The sequence below is a fragment of the Roseimaritima multifibrata genome (assembly GCF_007741495.1).
In the GTDB taxonomy this organism is placed as follows: Bacteria; Planctomycetota; Planctomycetia; order Pirellulales; family Pirellulaceae; genus Roseimaritima; species Roseimaritima multifibrata.
Window position 1 is genome coordinate 3,269,653 of the sequence record NZ_CP036262.1, and the last position, 22,962, is coordinate 3,292,614.

General features: G+C 55.2%; 11 protein-coding genes. 4 read left to right on the forward strand and 7 right to left on the reverse strand.

All coding sequences use genetic code 11. The features are described 5' to 3' along the window. Nucleotides 1-103 precede the first annotated feature (103 nt). The 3 genes from FF011L_RS11915 to FF011L_RS11925 all read right to left on the reverse strand — a co-directional run bounded on the left by FF011L_RS11915 (nucleotide 104) and on the right by FF011L_RS11925 (nucleotide 7,704). Nucleotides 104-940: a class I SAM-dependent methyltransferase gene (locus FF011L_RS11915; RefSeq protein ID WP_145351878.1), complete on the reverse strand. Its 837-nt coding sequence runs from the start codon at nucleotides 938-940 to the stop codon at nucleotides 104-106. Between the two features lie 5 nt (nucleotides 941-945). Continuing rightward, the gene (locus FF011L_RS11920; protein WP_145351879.1) at nucleotides 946-5,760 is read right to left on the reverse strand and encodes an Ig-like domain-containing protein; all 4,815 of its coding nucleotides are present in this window, start codon (nucleotides 5,758-5,760) and stop codon (nucleotides 946-948) included. Nucleotides 5,761-6,297: 537 nt separating this feature from the next. Further along, on the reverse strand, nucleotides 6,298-7,704 hold the full coding sequence (locus FF011L_RS11925) for a hypothetical protein (protein WP_145351880.1): 1,407 nt from the start codon (nucleotides 7,702-7,704) through the stop codon (nucleotides 6,298-6,300). A 327-nt stretch (nucleotides 7,705-8,031) separates the two neighbouring features. Here FF011L_RS11925 and FF011L_RS11930 point away from each other — a divergent pair, with 327 nt between their 5' ends. The 4 genes from FF011L_RS11930 (at nucleotide 8,032) to FF011L_RS11945 (ending at nucleotide 13,790) form a co-directional block, all read left to right on the forward strand. Continuing rightward, entirely contained in the window at nucleotides 8,032-9,870 is a 1,839-nt protein-coding gene (locus tag FF011L_RS11930) for a C45 family autoproteolytic acyltransferase/hydolase (RefSeq protein WP_246109882.1), read from the forward strand. A 75-nt stretch (nucleotides 9,871-9,945) separates the two neighbouring features. Further along, entirely contained in the window at nucleotides 9,946-11,001 is a 1,056-nt protein-coding gene (locus tag FF011L_RS11935) for an alpha/beta hydrolase family protein (protein WP_145351882.1), read from the forward strand. Nucleotides 11,002-11,214: 213 nt separating this feature from the next. Continuing rightward, nucleotides 11,215-12,249, forward strand: a complete 1,035-nt coding sequence (locus tag FF011L_RS11940; RefSeq protein ID WP_145351883.1) for an NAD-dependent epimerase/dehydratase family protein — start codon at nucleotides 11,215-11,217, stop codon at nucleotides 12,247-12,249. Between the two features lie 488 nt (nucleotides 12,250-12,737). Further along, a complete protein-coding gene (locus FF011L_RS11945; RefSeq protein ID WP_145351884.1) occupies nucleotides 12,738-13,790 on the forward strand; it encodes a dihydrodipicolinate synthase family protein in 1,053 nt (350 codons plus the stop codon). A gap of 795 nt (nucleotides 13,791-14,585) precedes the next feature. Here the strand turns inward: FF011L_RS11945 and FF011L_RS11950 are convergent. The 4 genes from FF011L_RS11950 to FF011L_RS11965 form a co-directional block, all read right to left on the reverse strand. Continuing rightward, entirely contained in the window at nucleotides 14,586-16,034 is a 1,449-nt protein-coding gene (locus FF011L_RS11950; RefSeq protein WP_145351885.1) for a DUF1501 domain-containing protein, read from the reverse strand. A gap of 17 nt (nucleotides 16,035-16,051) precedes the next feature. After that, on the reverse strand, nucleotides 16,052-19,192 hold the full coding sequence (locus FF011L_RS11955) for a PSD1 and planctomycete cytochrome C domain-containing protein (protein ID WP_145351886.1): 3,141 nt from the start codon (nucleotides 19,190-19,192) through the stop codon (nucleotides 16,052-16,054). 220 nt (nucleotides 19,193-19,412) lie between these two features. Further along, the gene (locus tag FF011L_RS11960; protein ID WP_145351887.1) at nucleotides 19,413-20,135 is read right to left on the reverse strand and encodes a proteasome-type protease; all 723 of its coding nucleotides are present in this window, start codon (nucleotides 20,133-20,135) and stop codon (nucleotides 19,413-19,415) included. A gap of 113 nt (nucleotides 20,136-20,248) precedes the next feature. Continuing rightward, nucleotides 20,249-21,895, reverse strand: a complete 1,647-nt coding sequence (locus tag FF011L_RS11965) for an arylsulfatase B (RefSeq protein WP_145351888.1) — start codon at nucleotides 21,893-21,895, stop codon at nucleotides 20,249-20,251. Between the last annotated feature and the right edge of the window lie 1,067 nt (nucleotides 21,896-22,962).

Genomic DNA, 22,962 nt, shown 5'->3' on the forward strand with positions numbered 1-22,962 from the left:
TTCTAAGCAGCGGCGATGGGCTCCTTTGAGGGGCGATTGTGCAATGCCGCCCGCAGGTGCCAAGTCGATGGCATTGGGCGACCGTTGCCTGGAAAGACTGTGATTACCTGTCGGAGCGGCCGAATTCGGCTCTTACCCAGAAACCGCAATCCAATTGGCGGTGGTGCGGATCGATCAGTTCGGCGCGACGTGTGGATACCGACAGCCCTTCGCCGAACCTGTCTCGCAGCCAGCGAACAATGTCCCTGCCTTCAATCTGTTCGCTATGGCCTGTGATCAACATCGCCGTCCGAGGCCCGCTAAGCAATTGAATGCAGTCGGACAGCAATGGCCACAGGTCACGCTCCAGACGCCAGGCACTCCCTTTGGGGCCGTGTCCGTAGGCGGGGGGATCCAGGATGATCAATTGATAATTTCGTTCTCTCCGTAGTTCCCTTGCGACGAACTTCCGTGCGTCGTCGGTCATGAAGCGAACGGAGTCGCCAAAACCGGCCAAACCCGCCGCCACTTTTGCGGCATTCACATTCGGTTTTGCGGCGTCGACATGCGTTACCTTGGCTCCTCCAGCCGCGGCTGCAAGCGAACTCGCTCCCGTGTACGCAAACAGGTTCAGGGCGGAATCACAGCCAAGTTTCTGGGACGTTTCCGCTATCCACTGCCAGTTGTCGTATTGTTCGGGGAAGAGCCCCAGATGACCGTATGGCGTTGGTTGGACCGGCATGGAGAATCGACCGCAATCGATCTGCAAGTCCTCGGGCCAGGGGCGGTTGAACGTCCAACGGCGTTCGCTTTCGTGGTACCGCGCATCGACGCCGTCCCAAGTCGCTGCGTACTTGGGATGTCCGGCGGCCGCGGGCGACGGTCGGTCGATCACATAACCGGCTAAAGATTCTAGCTTTCGACCACGACCAAAATCGAGTAGTTGATAGGAGGACGCCACCGCTCTTATTCGTCACCCAAAAGGGCCAACGTATCGTCCACGGCACTTGGATCGATTTCCGATGTCCCTTCTTCTGTCAGATAGGTCTCCGCGGTCGCAGGCTGTGTGCCCGGTTCTGCGACATCGGCCATCGCAGAGTCGATTGCGTCGGTTCGCTGCTGAGCAATGGATGCCAAACTGCTAGACGTTTCAGGATTGTTGACGGAAATCGATTGGTTTTGACCCAAATTGACCGTCGGAACGACTCCGTCCCCAAGGCTGGCGGAGCTTTCTCCTTGTGGCTGAGATTCGCCGCTTGCCAATTGGGTACTGTCGGAGGTGGCGGCAGCGGTCGTTGCAAAGGCTTGTTGCAGATTGACTCGCAGCAGACGAACGTCATCGGAAAGGCCACGCACTTCATGATCGCTGGTGTCGCTGTCGATGTCGACCACTTGATGAACGCGTGTCCCGGAATCGTCGGTGACCGCGATATCGATTTCGGTCCCATCATCATTCATCGTAATGACCGGGTTGGTCAAATCTGAATTCTGTCCTGTAGGGAGCACAAACAGGCTTGTCTCTCCGGGAGAAACCGCCGCGAAGGTTCCTCTTGCCGGCGCCAAAGCCGCGGTGTCACGAAGCGACAGGAACGAAGGATGAATCTCTCCGATGAAGATCGCTTCCGCTTCACGGTCGCCGTCGGCTTCCGCACTTTCGAATGCAATCTGCTGAGCATCTTCGTTGCCAATCAAAAATGGAATCGCTGGGACTTCGACTTGGTAGCTGCCCGGCGCTTGGTCGGCAAAAGTGATCAAACCTGTGTTTGGGTCCGCGACTGCCGATACGCTAACGGAGTCGCCGAATTGAGTCGTGCCGGTCAACTGAGCCGTTAGAATCAGCCCACTATTCGGTAATGGCGCGGAGAAGACGAAATCCCTGGGGATGTAGTCCAAGACCGAGACGGTGATCACGCCCGTTGCGGTCAGGCCGCCCGCATCGGTAACGGTGTAGGAAATCGTTTCGGTTCCGACAAAACTTGCTGAGGACGGAGTGTATTGAACGGATTTGCCGTCCGCAGCGATCGATGCGGTCCCGCCGCCAGATGGAGTCCCAACGCTGGTGATCGTCACTACCTCGCTGGCACCATCGACGTTCGTCCCCGCATCGGAGGGGACGAAAACGGTCACTCCGCTTCCGCCTTTGACGATGCTTGTCGTTACATTGCCCCCCGGAGGCGCGTCGTTGGAACCGGTCACGGTAAAGGTGATGGTCCCTACTGCGGTCGCCCCGTTGGAATCGGTGATGGTGTACGAAATATGTTCCGATCCGAAGAAGTTGGCTGCGGGAGCATAAACAACTCGCGTACCGTCGCTCGACAACGAAACCGAACTTCCGTTGGAAGAAGATCCGACCGACGTGAGCGAAAAGGTTTCGTCGGGGTCGTCGTTAGAATCGTTTGCCAGGACGTCAAATTCCGCCGCTGCGGCATCTTCTTGAACGGTGAAGGCATCATCGACAGCCGTCGGAGGCGGGTTGGCGGTCGACACGCTGACCACGATGGAAGCCTGGCTGGTAAGCGTTCCGTCTGAAATCGTGTAGGTGAAAGTATCGCCACCGCTGAAGTCCGCGGGCGGAGTGTAAAGAATCGCTCCGCCACCCGCTTCAATCGTGATCGTCCCGCCGGCGGTAGAAGTACCGACGGCCGTGATCGTCAAGGTTTCACCCGTATCGGGCAGGCCCGAATCGTTGCTAAGCGGGGTCAGGCGATTGGCGGTTGAATTGCGGTCGACAGTAAACGTGTCGGGGACCGCGGACGGTGGGTCGTTAACCGCCGTTACCGAAATGGTTGCCGTCGCGGTTTGCTCGACTCCATTGGAATCTTGCACGACATACGTCAAGGTTTCCGTTCCCGAAAAATCGGATGCAGGCGTGTACTGAACATTGCCGTTCACCACGCTTGCGGAACCGCCTGAATCGGGAGTGCCGACACTTTTCAGACTTAGCGTTTCGCTTCCTGAATGGATGACATCATTTGCAACGACATCTAAGCTGTTGTTGGTGCTGTCTTCGGTGACCGTGAAGGAATCGTTTATGGCACTGAATGACGCGCTGATGGCCAAACTTACGCTGCCGAAGGCGACCTCATCAAATTCGATATCGTCTTCTTGGTTTAGCAACAAAAAGTCGGTTCCGTTGGTGTCCGGTTGGTTGGACGCAAACGTAATCTGCCCACTCTGTTTTGCGGTAAAGCGGATCGTGGCAATTTCTAATAGCGGCGGGTTAACGACGTTCAAGCGGAAACCACCAAGCTCGTCGATGATTCCATCACCGATCGTGCCCTGTACCAATGTAGGGACCAATTCCGTGTTGAATGTGATCGGGTTATCGGCGATCGGTTCCGCTAAAGCACTGTCGAAGGTGATGTCGGTGTAGGCACCAAACACGCCGTCGGCGAACGCATTGGAACGATTGTCGTTCGCGCTAAAATGAAGTAGGAAGTCCTGCCCCGGTGCCACCGAACTGATCGCGTTTCCGTCAAGGTCGGTCACCGTCAGGACAATCGACCCGATGGCCGCCGATTGGACTTCCACTTGGAAAGCTTGCGTTCGTGTATTCCCCGCACTGTCGGTCAGCGTAACCGCAAAAGACTGGCTTCCAAGTTGAGATTCTGTTGGAGTCCATTCGATTAAACCGGTCGCGGAATCGATGATCGCTCCGGTGGGGGCGGATGCTAAACCGTAAATCAATCCGGTTCCCTCTTCGGGATGCACAAGGTTGGCGGTGTAGAGCGATCCAACGTTGGCGGATTGAGGGATCGCGGCCGTGATCGTCGCCGGTGAGACGTTGTCGAACACCAGATTCAGGGCCGGGCTTTCGGCACTGTTGACGTTGTCACTGCCCCGTTGCCGAGCGGTGACGCTGTAGTTGCCGTTCCCAAGAGTTTCGAAGTTCTGCGTCGTGATCGAGACGGTGTCGCTGGTTGCCGATCCAATGCCGACGACCGTGCCGTTAACCAACAATTCAACAGTCGATCCAGGGCTGACGCCCGTGACGTTAAACGTCAGCGACGATGCGCCGGTGACGTTGTCGGTTGAACTGGTTCCGGTATCGCTGGCAGACGCAAGGTCGACCGACGTTGGTGCTCCGGTTGAAAACGAAACCGAAAGAAATTGGATGTCGATCGGAGTCGAATTGACGGTTGGCTGGGTCGCGTTGGCGTCCGGACGGACGGCGACACCAAGGTTGACAGTTCCTGAAAAACCGGCGGGTGGAGTGACGGTTACCAACCCGGTGGCGCTTACCGAGACGGTCGATCCGGAGGTGTCGGTTGCATCAATTTCCGCGATGTATTCGACCGCGTCCGCTTCAAGGTCGGTTGAGGAAAGCTGGAACTGCGCGGGGGTTCCTTGCGGGGCGACAACTTCAGGGATGTCGGCGAGGTAAGGTTGCGCATTGTACGTGTCCGCACCGACCGTCACGTTCACAACTTGACTGTACGAATTGCCGTCGGAATCGGTCACTGTAAAAGTAACCGTGGTGCTACCGGTTGAATTCCCGGTCGGGCGAAGCATGACGACCGAGTTTTCGGTATCGGTGAAAATGGTCGCTGATTCGAAAACGACCGGAGTGTCCGGCAATTTGTCGGCATTGACCGATACCCGGCTGATCCCTTCACGAACCTTTTCGCCTTCAACCAGCTGACCGAAAACGGAGTGGTTGAAGTCCAGTTGTTGGGCGTTCCCCTCCAGGATAAAGAACTGGCTGTCGTTGGTGTCGTCGGTCGATTTCGCGTAGGACAAAACCCCTCGCGTTGTGTGCTGCAATTCAGGATGGTACTGGTCGTCGAAATCGCCGAGGGTGGAACCGCCGGTTCCGTTGCCATTGGGGTCGCCACCTTGAAGGACGAAGGTGTTGTCGACGCGATGGAATGTCAGGCCATCATAAAATCCTGACTGAGCAAGTTCGATGACTCGCGAAGCGGGGCGTTCGGCTCGCTGTTCGAACAGCTCGAAGACCATTTCGCCATAGCCTTCCACGTTCAGTCGAAGACTGCGGTTCCCTTGCAGGACGATCGCTTCCAGCATGTCCGGATCGGCTACCGTTGCTGTCACGGTCAGCGGTCCGCCGTTGGGGTCGTAAGCATCGATGGGAACGTGAATCGGTGATCCGATGGCGACCGTTTGGTCTTCAACGTTGGCAAACGTTGGGTCTTCCGATTGAGGGATCGTGATTCCCGCATGGTCTGCGATCTGTTGCAACGTTAACAGGCCGGTTACCCGAGTCTGAGCATCAAAATCCCAGGTTGGATACACGGTGATCCCGTTTGCAGTGGCAACGGCATTGGGTTGTTGGCTGCCGTCGGTGACTTCAACAAACGGCAATTCGTTCTTGCCATCTTCGAACAGTTCTTTCTGAGCCGTACAAACTTCACACCAGTCGGCACCGTAGAAAACGACCCCTTGGTCTTTCAACAGTTTCGCAAAAGCGACCAAATCAACTGCTGGTTCGCCCTGAGCCGTTGAGTTGACGATGGACAATTGATCACCAGAGGAGCCGTCGTTCTGGTCGGTTTCTCCAATTCCGTTGGTCGAGAATAGTTCCACATCCCCTGCCAGCATCTGGCGCCCTTCAAGGGACTCAAGACGCAGGCCACGGCGTTTCGTTTCACCACTCGTACTGGTCGAATTACCCATCAGCAGGCGGCGCAAAAACGAGCGGCCACGGCTTCCAGCGGAATTGGAGCTAGCGAAATTGGACTTGGCGACCTGGGAGTTTCGTGGCGTCTGTGTCACGCTGAAAACCTGCAGAAAAAGGACTCGGTTTGGGCTGAATACCATCATGCCAGCCTACTTCCGGGAACCAGAAAAAAGGGTCCCGTACAGTTGGTTATATAGCTCTCGACAAAGAACACGCAGCATATTCAGTTAAATCATTGCAAACGTTACGGCTTAACATCGGGCTGCAACGTTAGACGCCAGCAATTGCGTATGGTTCCCGGATTTCAACGGGCGGTCCCGAAGAGGGGGAGGCTGGTTGCTTGCGGCGGGGGTGGCGCCGGCCCGAAGAAAGGGCTTTTTCAGTTCGTGTTGCGGGACTCGTTGCCTCGTCCACTACGTCAGGGAATGATGCAGCGTTCCAATGCTGGGTGAAGCGGTCCTATCTTGGTAGGAGACGTTTCAGCAAGTTAGATGAGTCCGCCAAGCCGTCCTGGTCCCATTTGGCTTTGCTACTGAAATCCCGCAAAACGGACGCAAATAGAATCGCACATCCAGCGGGAAAGGGGACGCTTTATCGTACCGGCACGCCCGGTACGGCACGCTTGCTGTCAGCAAGGTCGCGCTCCGTACCGTGGCCAGGATTTCAGTCACCGATCGAGACTAGACCTTGGTCAGCAGGTCTTTGATACCTGTCGACAGGATCGGGTCGATTGCAGGGGCACACCAGGCAACGCTTGCGGCATACCCGCCCTGCGGGAAGGCGTCCGCCGTTGGAATGTACCACGGGCCTCCGTCTCCATAGGCGGCGCAGGCAACGAATCGGTCTGGGGCTTCGGCTTGAGCCCGCAGTTGGTATTCGATGAAGCTTTCCGATGGTAGGTGGATCAACGAGACGTTGTTGAGGTGCAACCCACTAAGAGTAACCGGGATCTTCTTTTTGATTCGGCGTGACCACGCCACAGCGTAGGAAGGACGATTTCGATTGACGACGCGTTCTCCGTGATCGGAAATCTGTTGCATCAGTTTGTCTTCGTCTACCGAAGGATTGACCGGTGGCAAAATGTCTTTTGTCACCCAGCTGACCGAAGTGATCTCTTTCGGTTCTAACGCCTCTGAGGATTTCTGCATCCCGGTAAGGATCCGGTTCATCAGGATGGGACGCATTTCCTTCGAACCATCGTTGTACTTTCCTGCACCGATATTGCCGCCGCAGCCATTGAAGTACATGTGGGTGCAATCGGGTTCGGCGATTTGCATTTGTTTTCTAGCCAAACCGCAGAAATCCGAACTGACTCGACCGTCGCCGTAGTAGCTCATCGGATGGCAAGCGTAGTAGTAACAGGCTGCCACCTTTTTGTCTCCGTTGTAGAACGCTACCTGTTTCAGCATTGGGTCGATCAGACCTTCAGGATAAATCTGGTGCGCTGGCGATTTGGAACTGCTGCCTCGCTGCGAACGTACTTTTCCATCCAGCCCAATCAGCCTGCGGTTTCCGGCAACCTTTTCGACTTCCGCTTGTCCGGTAGCAACGTGGGTGACTGGAACCGTCGATTCCAATGCCTGTTGGGCTGCGGACTTTGCCGATTTCAGGCAGTTATCGAAGAAAGCTGGCTCGACCGTTAATGGCAGGTCCCCTTGGGCGGTGAGGATTTCATTGGCGTCCAAGCAGGCAAACGGTGCGTTGTGTTGGTGCACGCAGTGAACGGTGACTCGATCGATCGTGGTTCCCGCTCCATCTGCTAATGCTTGACGCCATTTGATATGGGCGGAGTTAAGCAATCCGGTCCAGTCGACGACACAGACCACGATTGGTTTTCCGCAGCCCTGCAGGACGTAGCCAATCGCTTCCAACGGATCGTCAACGGCTTCCACTGGTTTGATCCAACCTCCGCAAAGTGGATGTCCTGTTGGAGGAGTGACGTCGAATCGAAACAGACCGATGCTCAGTTTTCCCTCTTTTTCCGGGGCGGGGGCCGCGGCGGATGCCACGCTTGCGGCAATGCTTCCCGCAGCCGTTCCTGCGATCATGGTTCGGCGGTTGAATGAGCCATTAGAAGAATTGGGCATCGATGTTGCTCCAGTGAGGTACGCAAGGAAGGAAAATTGAGAGGAAGGGAAAACGCGGGGAAAGGTAGGATACAGCAGCCGCGAGGAGGCCGTGGTCCATGCTGGTCGAATCGTGCGGCCAGCTTGGATGGGGAAGTGGAGGGGAGGGCGGAGGTGGGAGAGCGGTGGCGGTGTTGATATGGATTGCGGTTGATGCGTTTACGGCGGACCAATTGTGTTACAGATCGTTACCAACTGGTCCCTTGGGGTTTGCTAATATAGGGGGGCTTCGTTTCAAAAATCCTCGCTGGGGCTCTGCCGATGAACCGCGCTTCGTTGTTTCGATTTATGTCAGTCTTCGTTGTCGTTTTGTCGGCGGCAATTATTGCCCCAGGAACGGCTGCACAAGCCCAGGGCAGTGGAAAGGCTTCCAATCCTGAAAACTTGAGCGAATCGATCGGCCCACTGTTGTCGATTCTCTCGGGCAATTCCGAAACGTTTGCAATCACCGCCGGAATCGATGTTCAAATCGATGACCGAATTCAACACGTAGACGCTCGATTGGTCCGCTTTGACAGCGAATCTTTCGACCTTCAACTTACGCACTCCGACTACAGTTTGCAAATTCGTCGACGTGCGAATGAGACCGCCTTTGCACTTCCTCACCATAAAGTTGTGTTTACGGGGGCTGGAAAGCTCGTCGGCGACGACCAGCTGGCACCGGGGGGGATGGCGGCAAGACTAATTGGATCGGGATCGGTCGTGGCCTTGTACGCGCCGGTGATCCTTGGGGGAGACCCCGCGGTCGTGTCGCAGGTGTTGACCAATTTAATCGACACCGAATTCGATTCGAGCCAGAACCGATGGCAATTCGATGACGATTTCTCGATGCAATTTAGCAATCAAAATCGAAATGTCGCGATTCAAGTGGATGGCGAACACTCGGCGGTTGTCAAAATTGAAACCAATCTGCCGGCAATGTCCGACGTCAATGACTGGCCCGGATATCAAATGGTTTCGTTGGAACGAAAAGAGATCGAGCGAACGCTTGCCCGAGGCGTCCGTCGAGCGATGGAGATTCTGCTTCCCTCACGCCAATTGACCAACCCGCCAGAACAGAACAAGACGGTTGAACATGGAGAATTGCGTTGGCAGGACGGGCAGCGTGTGGTGCTACTGCATGGGACGCCGGAGGAAGTTGGGTTTGCCCACGGGCAGTTGTTGAACAAAGAAGCACAACGGTGTATCGATTCCGTTCTCTATACCTTTGGGACGGTCAATACGATCCGCAACGGCACCTGGTTTCGCAATGATTTAGATCAGGCCTATCAGAGGCTCGCTCCTTTCATTCCAGAGGACCACCAAGCCGAAACGTTTGCGTTTGCTAAGGCGATGGAACTGGAACCCGAAACGGCTCAGGCGATCAACGTCTTTCCTGAATTGTTTCATTGCAGTGGATTTGCTCTGTTCGGTAAGGCAACGGTCGACGGAAAACTACTGCATGGGCGTGTTCTGGACTATATGACAACGATTGGACTGCAAGATTCGGCGACCACATTTATCGTTTCGATCGATGGGAAGCACGGGTTCGCGAATGTTGGTTATGCCGGATTCATTGGTAGCGTCAGCGGGATGAATGACCAGTCGATTTCGTTGGGTGAAATGGGAGGTCATGGAGAGGGCCAATGGGATGGTGTTCCGATGGCGACCTTGATGCGGCGTGCCCTGGAAGAATGCAGTACGCTGCAGGAAGTCCAACAGCTTTGGGAAACCAATCCACGGACCTGTGAATATTATTATGTTTTCGCCGACGGTAAGACCAACGAGGCGGTGGGCGTGATGGCGACTCCTGATTTGTTAAAATTCGTCCAGCCTGGTGAGGCGCACGAACTGCTGGGAGAAGGGATCGAAGACGCGGTCGTTTTGTCAGCGGGAGGAAGGCTTAAAACGTTGCGTCAACGCGTGCAGGAAAAGTACGGTAAGGTCGATGTCGACGTTGCCAAGTGGTTGATGAGCCGACCGGTGGCGATGTCTTCGAACTTGCATAACGTTTTGTTTGTTCCTCAAGACCTGATCTTTTATGTCGCGAACGCCAGCCATTCCGAACCGGCTGCGAACCGCCCCTATGTAAAAATGGATTTGGAGGCGTTGCTGAAATCGATGCCATCCCCGACGCTTTCTCCGTAATTCTTGTTTGGGAAGGAACCGAGGCACGGTTGCCTGCGGTTTGCAGTGAAAACGACTCTTGCTGTGTGGAATGCGATGCGTACTTTGCTTTTCCTGGTTTGCCTACTTTCGCCACTTTCGGTCTCTAGATCGGAGGCGGCGGAAAGTCTGGTATTGGATTCCTCCGAATTTTCTGCTGAAGATTCGCTGAAGGTTATTTCGGATCCGTCGGGGGACGCGACTGCCTGCTTGTCCGGACTGGCGTGGCCTCCAGGAAAGTTTATGGTTCAAACTGCGCCTCCCGTTTCACGGATGGCAGATGCATTGATTTCGTTTCCCTCACCGGTTCCCAGCGGAGATGCGAGGAATGACCGGGTTACCATGGAGTGGCATGCCGCTCGTGACAAAGAAGGGAAAATCGCGACCCGCCCTGCAGTCGTTGTTGTCCATGAATCCGGTTCCAAAATGGCGGTGGGACGTCTGTTTGCCATGGGGTTCCAAGCCAGTGGTGTGCATGCGTTTTTGATTCATCTGCCCTACTACGGCGAACGCTTAGGCTCTAATCAAAAACATGATCGCGTTCACTCTTTGGATTCGATGATTCAAGCGGTCACCGATGTGCGCAGAGCACGCGATGCGGTCGCTGCTCTACCCTTTGTCGAAAAACAACACGTCTCCGTCCAAGGGACCAGCTTGGGCGGGTTTGTGGCCGCGACGAGCGCCAGTTTAGATAGTGGTCCGGCCGGATCCGGATACGAGAACGTCTTTGTTCTATTGGCGGGTGGGAATCTGATAGACGTGATTCAGTCCGGTAAACGAGATGCCGCAAAATTCAAAGAGCGTTTGCTTCAGGCCGGTTTTGAAATGGAGCAGATTCGGGATATCGTTTACAACGTGGAACCGCTGCGGATTGCTCATCGCCTGAATCCGAAACGGACCTGGATGTTCACGGCGAATCAAGATCAGGTTGTCCCGCTAAAAAATGCACTCGCTTTGGCCGAACGTATCGGCTTGGAAGAGACGCACCATTTTCGCTTTGATGCGGACCACTACTCGGGAATCTATTTCGTCCCGATCGTGCTGAAAGATATGGTCGGTGCGATTGAAGCCTCGGCGGAGCCTGCCCCGCAATCGAGCTCGCTAGATTCTTAGCTCGGATTGTTTCGGGGGGAACGCGAACCTCGGTATTTTTTGTCTGCGACAAGTCCAGTCACTGACGAAAATACGGTACGATGTCGCCGAAACAAAAACGCCGCGACACGAATCGCGCTCTGTCTAGATTGAATTCCGGCCAGGTTGGTCGTTCGAATCCAATTCACGGCAGCCTTTGGTAAAACGTCAGGAAAAGGCGAATGGATGGTTCCAATGTTTAAGACAAATGCACCTCAAGATCTTGAGGAATTGGAAGAGCGGCTAAGTTGTCCGTCCGCTGCACTGGTCAATGAAATGGCTCAAATCGAGGGAGACATCTTGTTCCTCGGTGCTGGTGGAAAATTGGGGCCTTCGATCACGCGGATGGCGAAACGGGCGACTGACGAAGCGGGGGTCTCACGTCGAATTATTGCGGTATCAAGATTTTCGAACCAAGCGGCTCGTGAGCAATTGAACGCGTGCGGAGTGGAAACGGTTGCTGCCGATCTGATGTCCTCCGAACAACTCTCTGCACTTCCCGATGCAGCCAATGTCATCTTTATGGCCGGCCATAAATTTGGGATCGCTAACAATCCATCCAGTACTTGGGCGATGAATTCGTACCTTCCCGGTCGAGTCATGGAGCGATACAGCGACAGCCGTATCGCGGCGTTTTCAACCGGCTGCGTGTACGGGCTGAGTCCACTCACTCAGGGTGGCGCTATCGAATCCGATCCGCTGTTGCCGACCGATGAGTACAGCATGAGCTGCATTGGACGGGAACGAATGGTCGAGCACTTCAGCAAAGTAAACCAGACTCCCGCGACCATCCTGCGACTGAATTATGCGGTTGAAATGCGGTATGGGGTGTTGGTCGATATCGCCAGTGCGGTCTTCACCGATCAGCCGATCGATTTGACGATGGGATACTGCAATGTGATTTGGCAAGGCGATGCAAATGCGATGGCGTTGCGTTCCTTGGCCCTTGCCGATACCCCTGCATTCGCCATTAATCTTGTTGGACCTGAACTGCTTAGCGTCCGCAGAATAGCCGATAGTTTCGCACAAATTTTTGGCAAAGAAGTCCGGTTCACAGGGACGGAATCCCCCGAGTGCTTGCTCACCAATGGGAACCTTTGCCAGCAGGTCTTTGGGTACCCTCAAGTACCGGTGCAGGCGGTGATCGAGTGGACGGCCGAATGGATTCGCAGCGGTGGTCAAACCTTAAATAAGCCGACCGGTTTTCAAGTCCGCGATGGTAAGTACTAAAGCCCCAAAACAAATAATCGCCGCTTGATTTAGCAACCCGCTGTGTTGCGGATTGCTGTTTTAGTCGGAAGGGGAGAAAGATTGCAACCTTTCTCGCCGCCAAGGTAGTTTTAAGGTGCGTTCTTTCGCGGGGGACGTGAAATCAATTGGTTACGGTTTCCGAGTAGGGACCACCGTCTGGCAACGGTAGCTACGGCAGTCACGTAGCGACGCTCGCCAGCGCATAGACAAAACGGCAATAAGTCACCTATAAATTTCACGTCCCGAGCGAAATTCGACAAACCGTAAATCAACAAGATGTTCGGCAAGACCAACGATCCACTGGTTGGAAATCACCGAGCAAAGATCGGCTTCCAACCCTCGATAGTAGGATTGGAACGCAGATTTTCCCAAAGCAAAATGGGACGCTACCCCGTTCGCCAGCTTGTACGATTTGGGTCGTGTCGTTTCGCTTAGTTTTCATTCTGTAACACGAATAACGGATTCCGATGGACCATTCGACCCGCAGCCAACTTCTTGAAGGAATGGTGATTCCCGCTTCTCCATTGGCGCTTACCGCCGAGCGGAAAATCGATGTGCAGCGTCAACGTGCACTGATTCGGTATTACGCCGACGCAGGAGTTGGCGGGGTTGCCGTTGGCGTGCATACAACACAGTTTGCGATCCGCGATCCCAAGCATTCGCTCTTTCAGCCGGTGCTGGAAATCGCCGCCGAAGAGCTTCGAAATCAGGAACAACGGCTCGGTCGTCCTCTGCTGCGAATCGGTGGGATCGTGGGAAACACGAAACAAGCCGTTGCCGAAGCAACCTTGCTTCGCGATCTGGGATTCCAAGCTGGGTTGCTAAGTCTAGCGGGTCACTCAGCAAATTCGGTGGATGATTTGATCAACCACTGTAAAGAGGTCGCTGCCGTGATCCCCGTGATCGGTTTCTATTTGCAGCCAGCGGTCGGCGGAACACTGCTTTCGTATGAATTTTGGCGACGGTTTGCGGAAATTGAAAATGTCGTCGCGATCAAGATGGCACCCTTCAATCGCTACCAGACATTGGATGTGGTTCGTGCGGTAGCCGATTCGGGACGTGAAGACATCGCGATGTATACCGGCAACGATGACAATATTGTGATCGATCTTTTGACCGAGTATCGTTTTCCTACGCGGGAAGGGACGAAACGCATTTCAATCGTCGGCGGTCTGTTAGGCCATTGGGCTTGCTGGACCAAAAAAGCTGTGGAGTTATTTGACCGCTGTAAAACGATGCGAAAGGAATCGATGATCCCCAGGGAGATGCTGTCGCTTGCTAACGAGGTAACCGACTGCAATGCCGCATTGTTTGATTCGGCCAATGCATTTGAAGGCTGCATCCCTGGGATTCACGAAGTCCTCCGCCGCCAAGGTTTGTTGGCGGGAACTTGGTGCCTAGACCCCAACGAAAGGATGGGGCCCGGCCAAGCGGACGAGTTGACTCGCATCCAGGAATCTTATCCGCACCTCACCGATGACGAATTTGTCAAAGAGAATCTTGATCGATGGATGTCTTAGCGTTCGGTTGAAGATCGACGTTTTGGTCGTTCCGGTAAGAGGGGGGCAGGGCAACACTACTGGCGGAGCGGCGTGAGCCGCCCGGCAAGTACGCGCGGTTTCCAGCGCGGTGGCCGGACGGCTTGCGCTGTACCGCTAGGAAGGGATTCGGGCAACAAATATTAGCGGAGCGGCGCGAGCCGCCCGGCACGTGCGCGCGGTTTCCAACGCAGTGGCCGGACGGCTTGCGCCGTACCGCTAAGAAGGGATTCGGGCAACAAATATTAGCGGAGCGGCGCGAGCCGCCCGGCACGTGCGCGCGGTTTCCAACGCAGTGGCCGGACGGCTTGCGCCGTACCGCTAAGAAGGGATTCGGGCAACAAATATTAGCGGAGCGGCGCGAGCCGCCCGGCACGTGCGCGCGGTTTCCAACGCAGTGGCCGGACGGCTTGCGCCGTACCGCTAAGAAGGGATTCGGGCAACAAATATTAGCGGAGCGGCGCGAGCCGCCCGGCACGTGCGCGCGTTTTTCAGCGCGGTGGCCGGACGGCTTGCGCCGTACCGCTAAGAGGGGATTCGGGCAACAAATATTAGCGGAGCGGCGGGAGCCGCCCGGCACGTGCACGCGGTTTCCAGCACGGTGGCCGGACGGCTTGCGCCGTACCGCTAAGAGGGGATTCGGGCAACAAATATTAGCGGAGCGGCGCGAGCCGCCCGGCACGTGCGCGCGGTTTCCAGCGCGGTGGCCGGACGGCTTGCGCCGTTCCGCTAGGAAGGGGGCTTGGGCTCATGCCCCGTTTTGTTTAATTGTTGCCGCTAGACGATCAAATCGTGCACGACTTGTGCGGGGCGATTTGCGGTGATGATCTGTTCTTGGTTTCCGTGTGGATAGACCACTTCTTCATGGTTCAAACCAAACAGATGCATTACAGTCGCTTGGAAGTCATTTGGGGTGACCTTGTTCTCGATAACGTGGTGTCCAAAGTCATCCGTCTTGCCATACGTCAAACCGCCGCGAACTCCGCCTCCGGCCAGCCAAATGCTGAATCCCTGGCCATTGTGATCGCGCCCTGCTTTCTCTGGGGTTCCATGTTCCTGAGTGACCGGCAACCGCCCGATTTCTCCGCCCCAGTGAACCAAGGTTGAATCCAACATCCCTCGCTGACGAAGATCGGCGACCAATGCCGCTGCCGGCTGGTCGGTCTTTTTACAGATCGATGTCAATCCGGTTTTGATGCTGCTGTGATTGTCCCAAGGCTGACCGCTGTGGAACAATTGCACAAACCGAACGCCCCGTTCAACCAAACGTCGCGCCAACAAACAACGTGTGCCGTATTCGCGAGTCTCTGGGCGATCCAATCCGTACATGGTATGCGTCGCGGCGGTTTCTTGCGAAATATCCAAGGCATCTGTCGCCGCGGTTTGCATTCGGGCCGCAAGTTCATAGCTGGCAATGCGAGCTTCAAGATCCGATTCGCCTGGATGGGATTCCAGATGCTTCTGGTTCAGTTCTTGTAAAAAATCAAGATTCTGACGTTGGAATTCGCCCGCTAAATGTGGAGGCGGTTGCAGGTTGAAAATTCTAGGTTCCTTGGGCCGCAGGACGGTCCCCTGGAACATCGAAGGCATGAACCCATTGCTCCAGTTGGTCGCACCATCGACGGGATGCCCACCAGGATCTGCCAAGACCATAAAAGCTGGCAAGTCTTGAGACTCGCTGCCCAATGCGTAGGTCAGCCATGAACCAAAGGTTGGCCGTCCCAGCACCGCTGGAATTCCGCCATGGAAGTAGCGGATCGAAACTTCGTGACCGTTCGCTCCGGTGTGCATGCTGCGGATCATGCAAAGGTCGTCGACGACCCCCGCGGTATGTGGCAATAGTTCAGACAACTCCATGCCGCACTGGCCGTGCTTTTGGAATTGAAAGGGGCTGCCAAGTAGTTTTTTGCTCGCTTCATTGACAAACGAAAACTGGATGTCGCCGGTGTAATCCGTCCCATCGTACTTCGTGAGTTCCGGTTTGGGATCGGTCAGGTCCATGTGCGATGGACCACCGTGTTGGAACAACGAAATCATCGCCTTGGCACGTGGCTCAAAGTGCGGCTTTCGAGGTAGCAGATCGCTTGGCGGCGTCGCTTTTAGGACAGGGGGCTTCGCCATTGCGGATTCTTGAGCCAGCATCCATTGCAACGCCAAAGCACCCACACCCATTCCGGTTTGTTGCAGGAATTGGCGGCGGGTACCGGGGACCTTAGGGGAATCCATCGTCAGTCGCTCCGGAGTCATTCGATGTAGAGAAATTCGTTGGAATTGAGCAGCATTTGGCAGATGTTGACAAGGACTTGCTCTCCCCGCGAGCGGCCTGGCGATGTGCCTTGGCGATCACGAGACATCAGTACTAATTGATCGGCAGCAAAACGAAGCGCCATTTTTAACTCCGCTTCGCTGGCGGCGCGGGACAGAACAACTTCCCATGCCGCATTGATTTGGGCAGGTAGCAATTCAAGGTCCGATTCAGGGCCATGAAAATCGGCCACCGAGTCATAGGGGATCGGTTTTGCATCGGTTGGCGTGAAAGTCAATTTGAGCGGCCAACTGAAGGAGTCGGAAGTTTCATTGGCGATGCAATCGGTGACAAAGTCGATCGTTTCGCCAGCCTTCACTGCAAACGCTGGCACCGGGGTCTGCACCGGTCTGTTTTTGCTTTGCCAATCACCTTTCATTCCGCTTGACGAAAAAATACGCGAGCGGACGCCGTCTCCATTTGCACTGCCATGCTGCAGTGTTCCTGCAATGCTAAGTTGTCCGTCGGTCGGTGCGGTCCATCGACGGATCGCGGGGTGGGCGGGATTTCCAGGATGCCCGCCGCTGGCGTTAAGGATGGTCCAGCCGAATTTAGCGTCCGGAGCCGTTGGGCCCCCTTGCCATGAAGAGCCTGTGTAATGAGGCAGGTCGACAAAGTCGTTGATCACGCCAGCCTTCTCGTCTACTTTGCCGGATCCGTAACGCCAAGCGAGCGGCGGCATTTCTGGTAACCAGGATGCTATTGCCTGATCACCGGTAGGTGCTGTTTCGGCAGCTCGCTTGATCGCTTGGTCCGCGACCATGCCAGCTTGCTCGAGAACGAAAGCACCATTCAGCATCATCAATGACTGAGGCGCTACGGTCGTGACGGTCCGCACATCACAGTTGACACCCATCACCGGTGCATCAAACGTTTGCAACATGCCAACCGGTTGGCTTCGGCGGACGCGCGCGTATATGCTCCGCCGCGGTTGGCTAGCGTCGACGCGAACTTGCCCGGTTTCATCTTCCGCAACCGCTACCGGAGGCCCATAAAATTTCAGGTCAAGACTCCCGGAAACTGCCAGCATCGAATCACGCAGGATTTCGGCGTCAACGCGTTGTAGTGATTTGCGCCAATAGAATTGATTCTCCGCATCGATCGCTTCCCCTTCCGGCCGACGCAAAGAGCTCTGCCGCCAGGTTGTTGACGTTAAAATCTGCCGGTGTAGCCGTTTTAAACTCCAGCCATGCTTGACGAAATCGCTCGCCAACCAATCGAGCAATTCCGGGTGTGACGGCTTTTCGCCTAAACGCCCGAATTCGCCCGGTGTCGCTACGATGCCGTGCCCGAAGTGGTGCATCCAAATCCGATTGACGATGGCTCTAGCGGTCAACGGATTGCTTTCGGCTGTCAACCATTTCGCGAATGCCAGACGCCGGCCCGTCGTCGGTAGCTGAGGATCATTTACCGGGAACGTTACACGAGATCCTTCGGCGGAAGCGACCGTTAAGCCTGCAGGTTCAATAACTTGTTTCGGTTGATTGAAATCGCCACGGTGAAACAGATGGCTGACGGGAACATGGTTTGCGGGCTCGACGAACGCTTGGACGAATTGTTCGACAGGTTTGGAAGCTCGCAACTCGGCAATCTTTGCGTCGAATTTTTTCAATTCGGCAGCGGCGTCGGGGCGGTATTGATACAGAACACCGGGGGTGATGTTGATACTTGGATTATTGGCCAACAATTTGCTTTGTTCCGCATCCCGTTTGTCCTTTGGCGTTTCATAAGCCGTCCGCAATTGGGAACGGAGTGGTTCCTCGAACTTCAGCAGTTCTTGCTCGAACACCTCTTGGATGAACACCGTTTGTTGGGCGGCACGCTCGGCAGCCACACTGCTGACTTCGCTCTCAATCTTTGCTGCCGCAGCGCGATCTTGCTCGGTCGCGAGGGAAACCAACCTTGCAGCGGGCGGTTTCCAGGCCTGCCAATCCAACGCCGGTTCGAAAACGGCTCGCAGGGAAAAGTAGTCCGCGTGTGAGATCGGGTCGTAGCGGTGGTCGTGGCACTGGGCGCAGTGAACGCTCGAACCAAGCAACGTTGAACAAACAATTTGCAGCGTGTCGGCGATGACTTTGTTGCGAGCTTCGGGACTGTTGTCGCCGCTGCCCGTGCCGTCGGCTGCCATTCGCAGGAACCCGGTGGCGGTCAGCAGTTCAATCTGGCGCGGCGTCCAATCGCCTTGCTTGGGGCCAGCGATTTCATCGCCCGCAAGCTGTTCGTGGATGAATTCGTCGAATGGCTTATCTTCGTTTAAGGCTTGCGTCACATAATCGCGGTAACGCCATGCCCATTCCCGGTTGCTGTCGGCGACCGTGTAGCCGTCGCTATCGGCGTATCCCGCTGCATCTAGCCAGTGCCTGCCCCATCGCTCGCCATAGTGCGGCGACCGAAGCAATTCATCCACCAAGTTTTCAAACCAGAGAGGATCTTCGTTGTGCAGCCATGGTTCGATTTGCTCGATTGTCGGTGGCAGACCAAGCAAGTCGTTATAGACGCGTTGTACCAGCGTGAATCGATCTGCATCGTCAGAAAAGGTCAATCCGGCAGGCATCTGTGCGGCGATCAACGCATCGATGGGGGAGCGGATGCTCTTATTGTTTACGTAGGCCGGAACGGACACTTCCGCGATCGGTTGATAAGCCCAGTAGTTCCGCTCTTCTTCGGTGATCGGAATCCCTGGTTCCAGTGTTTTGGGTTCATCGCGCAGGGTTGCTGCGCCGGCTCGTATCCACGCTTCTAAAATAGCGATTTTTTCGTCAGATACCCGGGCATCGCCTGGGGGCATATCGCCGTCACGGACGCGTTGCAGCAACAAACTGACATCCGGGTCGCCCGGGACAACGGCTTCACCTGAATCGCCACCGGAAATCATTAGGTGGACGAGACGCAGATCCAGTCCGCCTTCCAATTCTTCCACGGCACCATGGCAATCGAAGCAGTACTCACGCAAGATCGGACGGATCTCGGTTTCAAAGTGAGGGGGCTCGGCAGCGTACGTCGATCCGCACGCGAGTACGAACAGACAGCTGACCACTACAAAACGATGGGGGCATCGTGAAGCCAACCAGAAGTGCATGGCGTCAATACCGATTCGGCGGGGCTGGGATTACGAGGCAGGTTTTCAGGCGGGGCTAGTCCAGTATGTGAACTAGACCATGTATTATGACGCCACTCACCACCGATATCAACGGCTTAAGGGACTATCTCGCCCAAAGGGATGCTTGGTCAGAAAGTTCCCGTGTTTTAGTGACCGTCGCCGGTGTCGCTCATGCTGGTTCCTTGAGAAACCCTGCGATCTAGGGGCCGGTGAGCAAGTCATTCGCCCAGTCCATTGGCAACTGTTGCAGTGAATTGGCGAGAGTGGCAGACCACCAAGCGGTTGTGGTTGCGAGATCGGCTTCCGTGTATCGGCGGAACGTGGGCACGGTGGCGTGGGTGGGCAGGACGGCGACATCAATCGGACAATCGACATCCGTCACGCTGGTGCGGGTGGCATCGAACGCCAACAGTGCCAAACCAATGGCCGTCTTCAGCGTCGTCTCGTGCGTCAACAGGCGGTCTAGGATGGGCTTGCCATAGTACGTACGTCCGATCACGAAGTACGGCGCGTCTTCGGCGGCTTCGATCCAGTTGCCTTCTGGGTATACGTAGAACAACTGCGGCATCGCATCGCCGAGTAGCCGTCCGCCAATGATCGCGTGCGAGTTGAACTTGTGGTTGGTGGACTGTAGGGCTTCACCGTCTTCGGCTTTGACACGGCGTAACTGCTCGCCGAACCGGTTGGCGACTTGATACAACCGATCGACGCCCTGAGGATCATTCCGCAAGGATTCATCCAGATAGATAATCGCTTTGTCGCGTACCGATCGCAGACCGCTGGTCATCGTGAACAGACTTTGACCATTGTGCTGGAATTCGGACAGCTTTTGCTTGTTCGATTGCTCGCCACCGCGGACGATGCGGGTGTCCGCCAGGGCAACGATTCCCTCGCGGACTTTGATACCGATACAAAATGTCATATTAAACTGACCGCCGTTTCCAAGTTTTTGGGGTCGAACAGGTCATCACCGGATTGTTGCTCGTTGGCCCACACTTCCATTTCGGTGCTTATTGTACTGCCTTTCGTCGGTACTTAACGCCCGTCGCCCGTGTATTTCATGGTGGCCCCTTGTGGCGCCTGCGGCCAAGGCGTTTCGCCTGGTGCCCATTCGGCGGGCTGGGTTTTGCGGATGGTTTCGACCAAATCAACCAGCCAGTCCGGGGCCTGCTTGTTTTCAGCTTGACCATAGACGTAGGGGAGGGGAGGGTCCATCAACAAGGTCTTTTCTCCTAGCGGCGGACGCTGGGCGGACAACTGATTCAGGCGGTCGGTTAGTTTTTTCACCAATAGAGGGTGTTCCGCTGTGATGTCGTTCTTTTCCGTTGGATCGGTCTTGATGTTGTATAGGGCTTGTCCCATCAACTTGAAGTCGCCGCTCCGGATCGTAGGCAGACGCACGCTACCACCCACTTCAAAAACGATTTCTGTGCGAGGGCTTGGTTTGCCTTTCAAAAGGACGTCGCTCATGTCCATTCCGTCGATCTTGTAGGGGCCTTCTACTGTGCCGCCCGACAGTTTGGCGAAGGTTGGAAGCATGTCGACCAAGTGCATCAAACCATCGTTCTTGGTGCCGGCTTCGATGCGTCCGGGCCATCGCATTACACACGGCACTCGCACCCCGCCTTCAAATGTCGTGTTTTTTGTGCCACGAAAAGGGTGGTTCATTTCTTCGGTCAATCCACCGTTATCGTTTGCGAAAACGACCAACGTGTTGTTGCTGAAACCATTCTGATCGACAGCGCCGATGATTCTGCCGATCGCGTCGTCCAGACACTTTAGGGCTGCCTGCCGGGCAGGGTATTGATCGGTGTAACGAGGGACTTCTTCAATTGGTCCATGCACTGCGTTGAAGGGGACGTACATGAAGAAGGGTTGATTTGCATCTTGTTGCATATTGGCGATTGATCGTTCGGTAAGCAAACGGACCACTTCATTGGCGATCAGGTCGGTTGTGTAACCCTGTTCCTGCAGAGGCTGTTGATTGCGGTGCCAGTCGTAGACGGCATACTTTGCCGGAGCGTTATGCGGAATCGTGTAGTGGTTGTAATCGATGCCCCAGGCATAATGCCCGTACTGGTGATCGAAGCCTTGCCCCATCGGCAGATTCTCAGGCAACCACTCGCCGCAGTGCCACTTGCCCGTGATGCTGGTGAAGTAACCCGCCTCGGAGAGCATTTCTGCAATGGTCTGTTCGTCGGTTGCCAACGCGTGGATTCGCCTAGTTTCTTCGCCCCGTTCGTTTTTGGCCAACGTCAGACCAAGCTTTTTTAAATAGCTGGGCTTGCCAAAGTCCTCGCTTCGCCAGTCCATCCAGTTGCGAAAAGCGTACCGGCCGGTGAGCAATGCACCGCGGCTAGGGGCGCAAACCGAGTGGGCATAGAACTGAGTCAGCTGCACTCCTTGAGAAGCCAGTTTATCGATGTTGGGGGTCAATTCGGGATCGCCACCATTAAACCCAGGTTCTGACCAACCCATGTCGTCACTCAGAATGAAAACGATGTTCGGTGGTTCGTTTGATTCGGCTTTTAGTGGCTTACTGCAGAGGGTTTGTGAGACTAATAAAGCAAATGCGGGAATGGCAAGTGCCGTCATTTGGTGTAGCAAGTGACGCGGAAGTGTTCGGCGGGAACCGAACAATCGTTGACTATTCGCCAGCGTTTTGACAAGGAATCTGCACATGTTGAATCCTCTTCTTGGGATGGTGGATGCTGCTTGGACTTTCAGTCAGCAGTGTCGCTAGCGTAGTCGTGGTCCAGCGCAGATGAATGCTCCGCACGCAAAAAGCAGGGGACCGGGGGCGGCAAACCGTGTATCGATCCTTGGATGACAAGAAACGTAACTTGGTTGCTAACCACAGTGTCGTCTCTGTCATTTCAAGAGTCAATTCTCGGCAGCAATCGGGCTGTCGCGAAGGTCGAATTCAAATGGCAAGGAATCGAAAATCCGATCGCCAGCAGCACGGATATTTGGCACTGGAAGTGAATCGATTGCTGCCTGGAATCTCGCATGGGACGTGAAAAAAAGGTGCGAGTGAGGTCGCATGCCGCCGAAATCCTAACTCACTGTGCAGCGGCATGTTGTTTTGTGATTGTGATTAAATCAACAAGCCGGCAAGCGAGTGACCGAAAAAGCCGACCGCTAGCTCTCCTTTGCGCATCTTGATGTTGCGCGTTTTGGGGTTGGTTACTTTGCTTCCGCCGGGCTTGTCTCGGTGCGAGGCAACAACTGGCAACTACTCCCATGCCTCTTTGCTATTTCGTCTTTCTCCGTCAGCCTTTTGATCACCCAATACGGTAGCTGTCCATTGCGAGTCCGCCGCGGCAAGCCGGGAAACGGAACTCTGGATGCTTGCAGCTTAAAAAAGTGCTGGAATAGCCGAATGATTTGAGGCATCCGCAAGAGTACGGAAATCAGGGCGACTGATCACAGCAATCAACTCAAACGCGCAACTTCAAAGCTTGCGGAGTGGGTTGGGATTCTGGTCTCTTGCCACACCACCGCGATCCGCTAGGAATCCGCCAACTTATAAATCGCACGTCCCCAGCGATCCGTTTAAAACAACTTTCCGAATTGCTTGATGGTGTGAGCTGGCTTGCGGTGCGGAACCGTTCAGACAATTGTCTTACAATGTGGGGCTTCGCCGCTCGGAAGTGCGAGCGGCGCCCCCTGTTTACTGTCGCCCCGTACGCGAGGGATTCCCGTTTGATCCTTTGCTCACGCGTCGAGGTATGATATTACGGACTTGT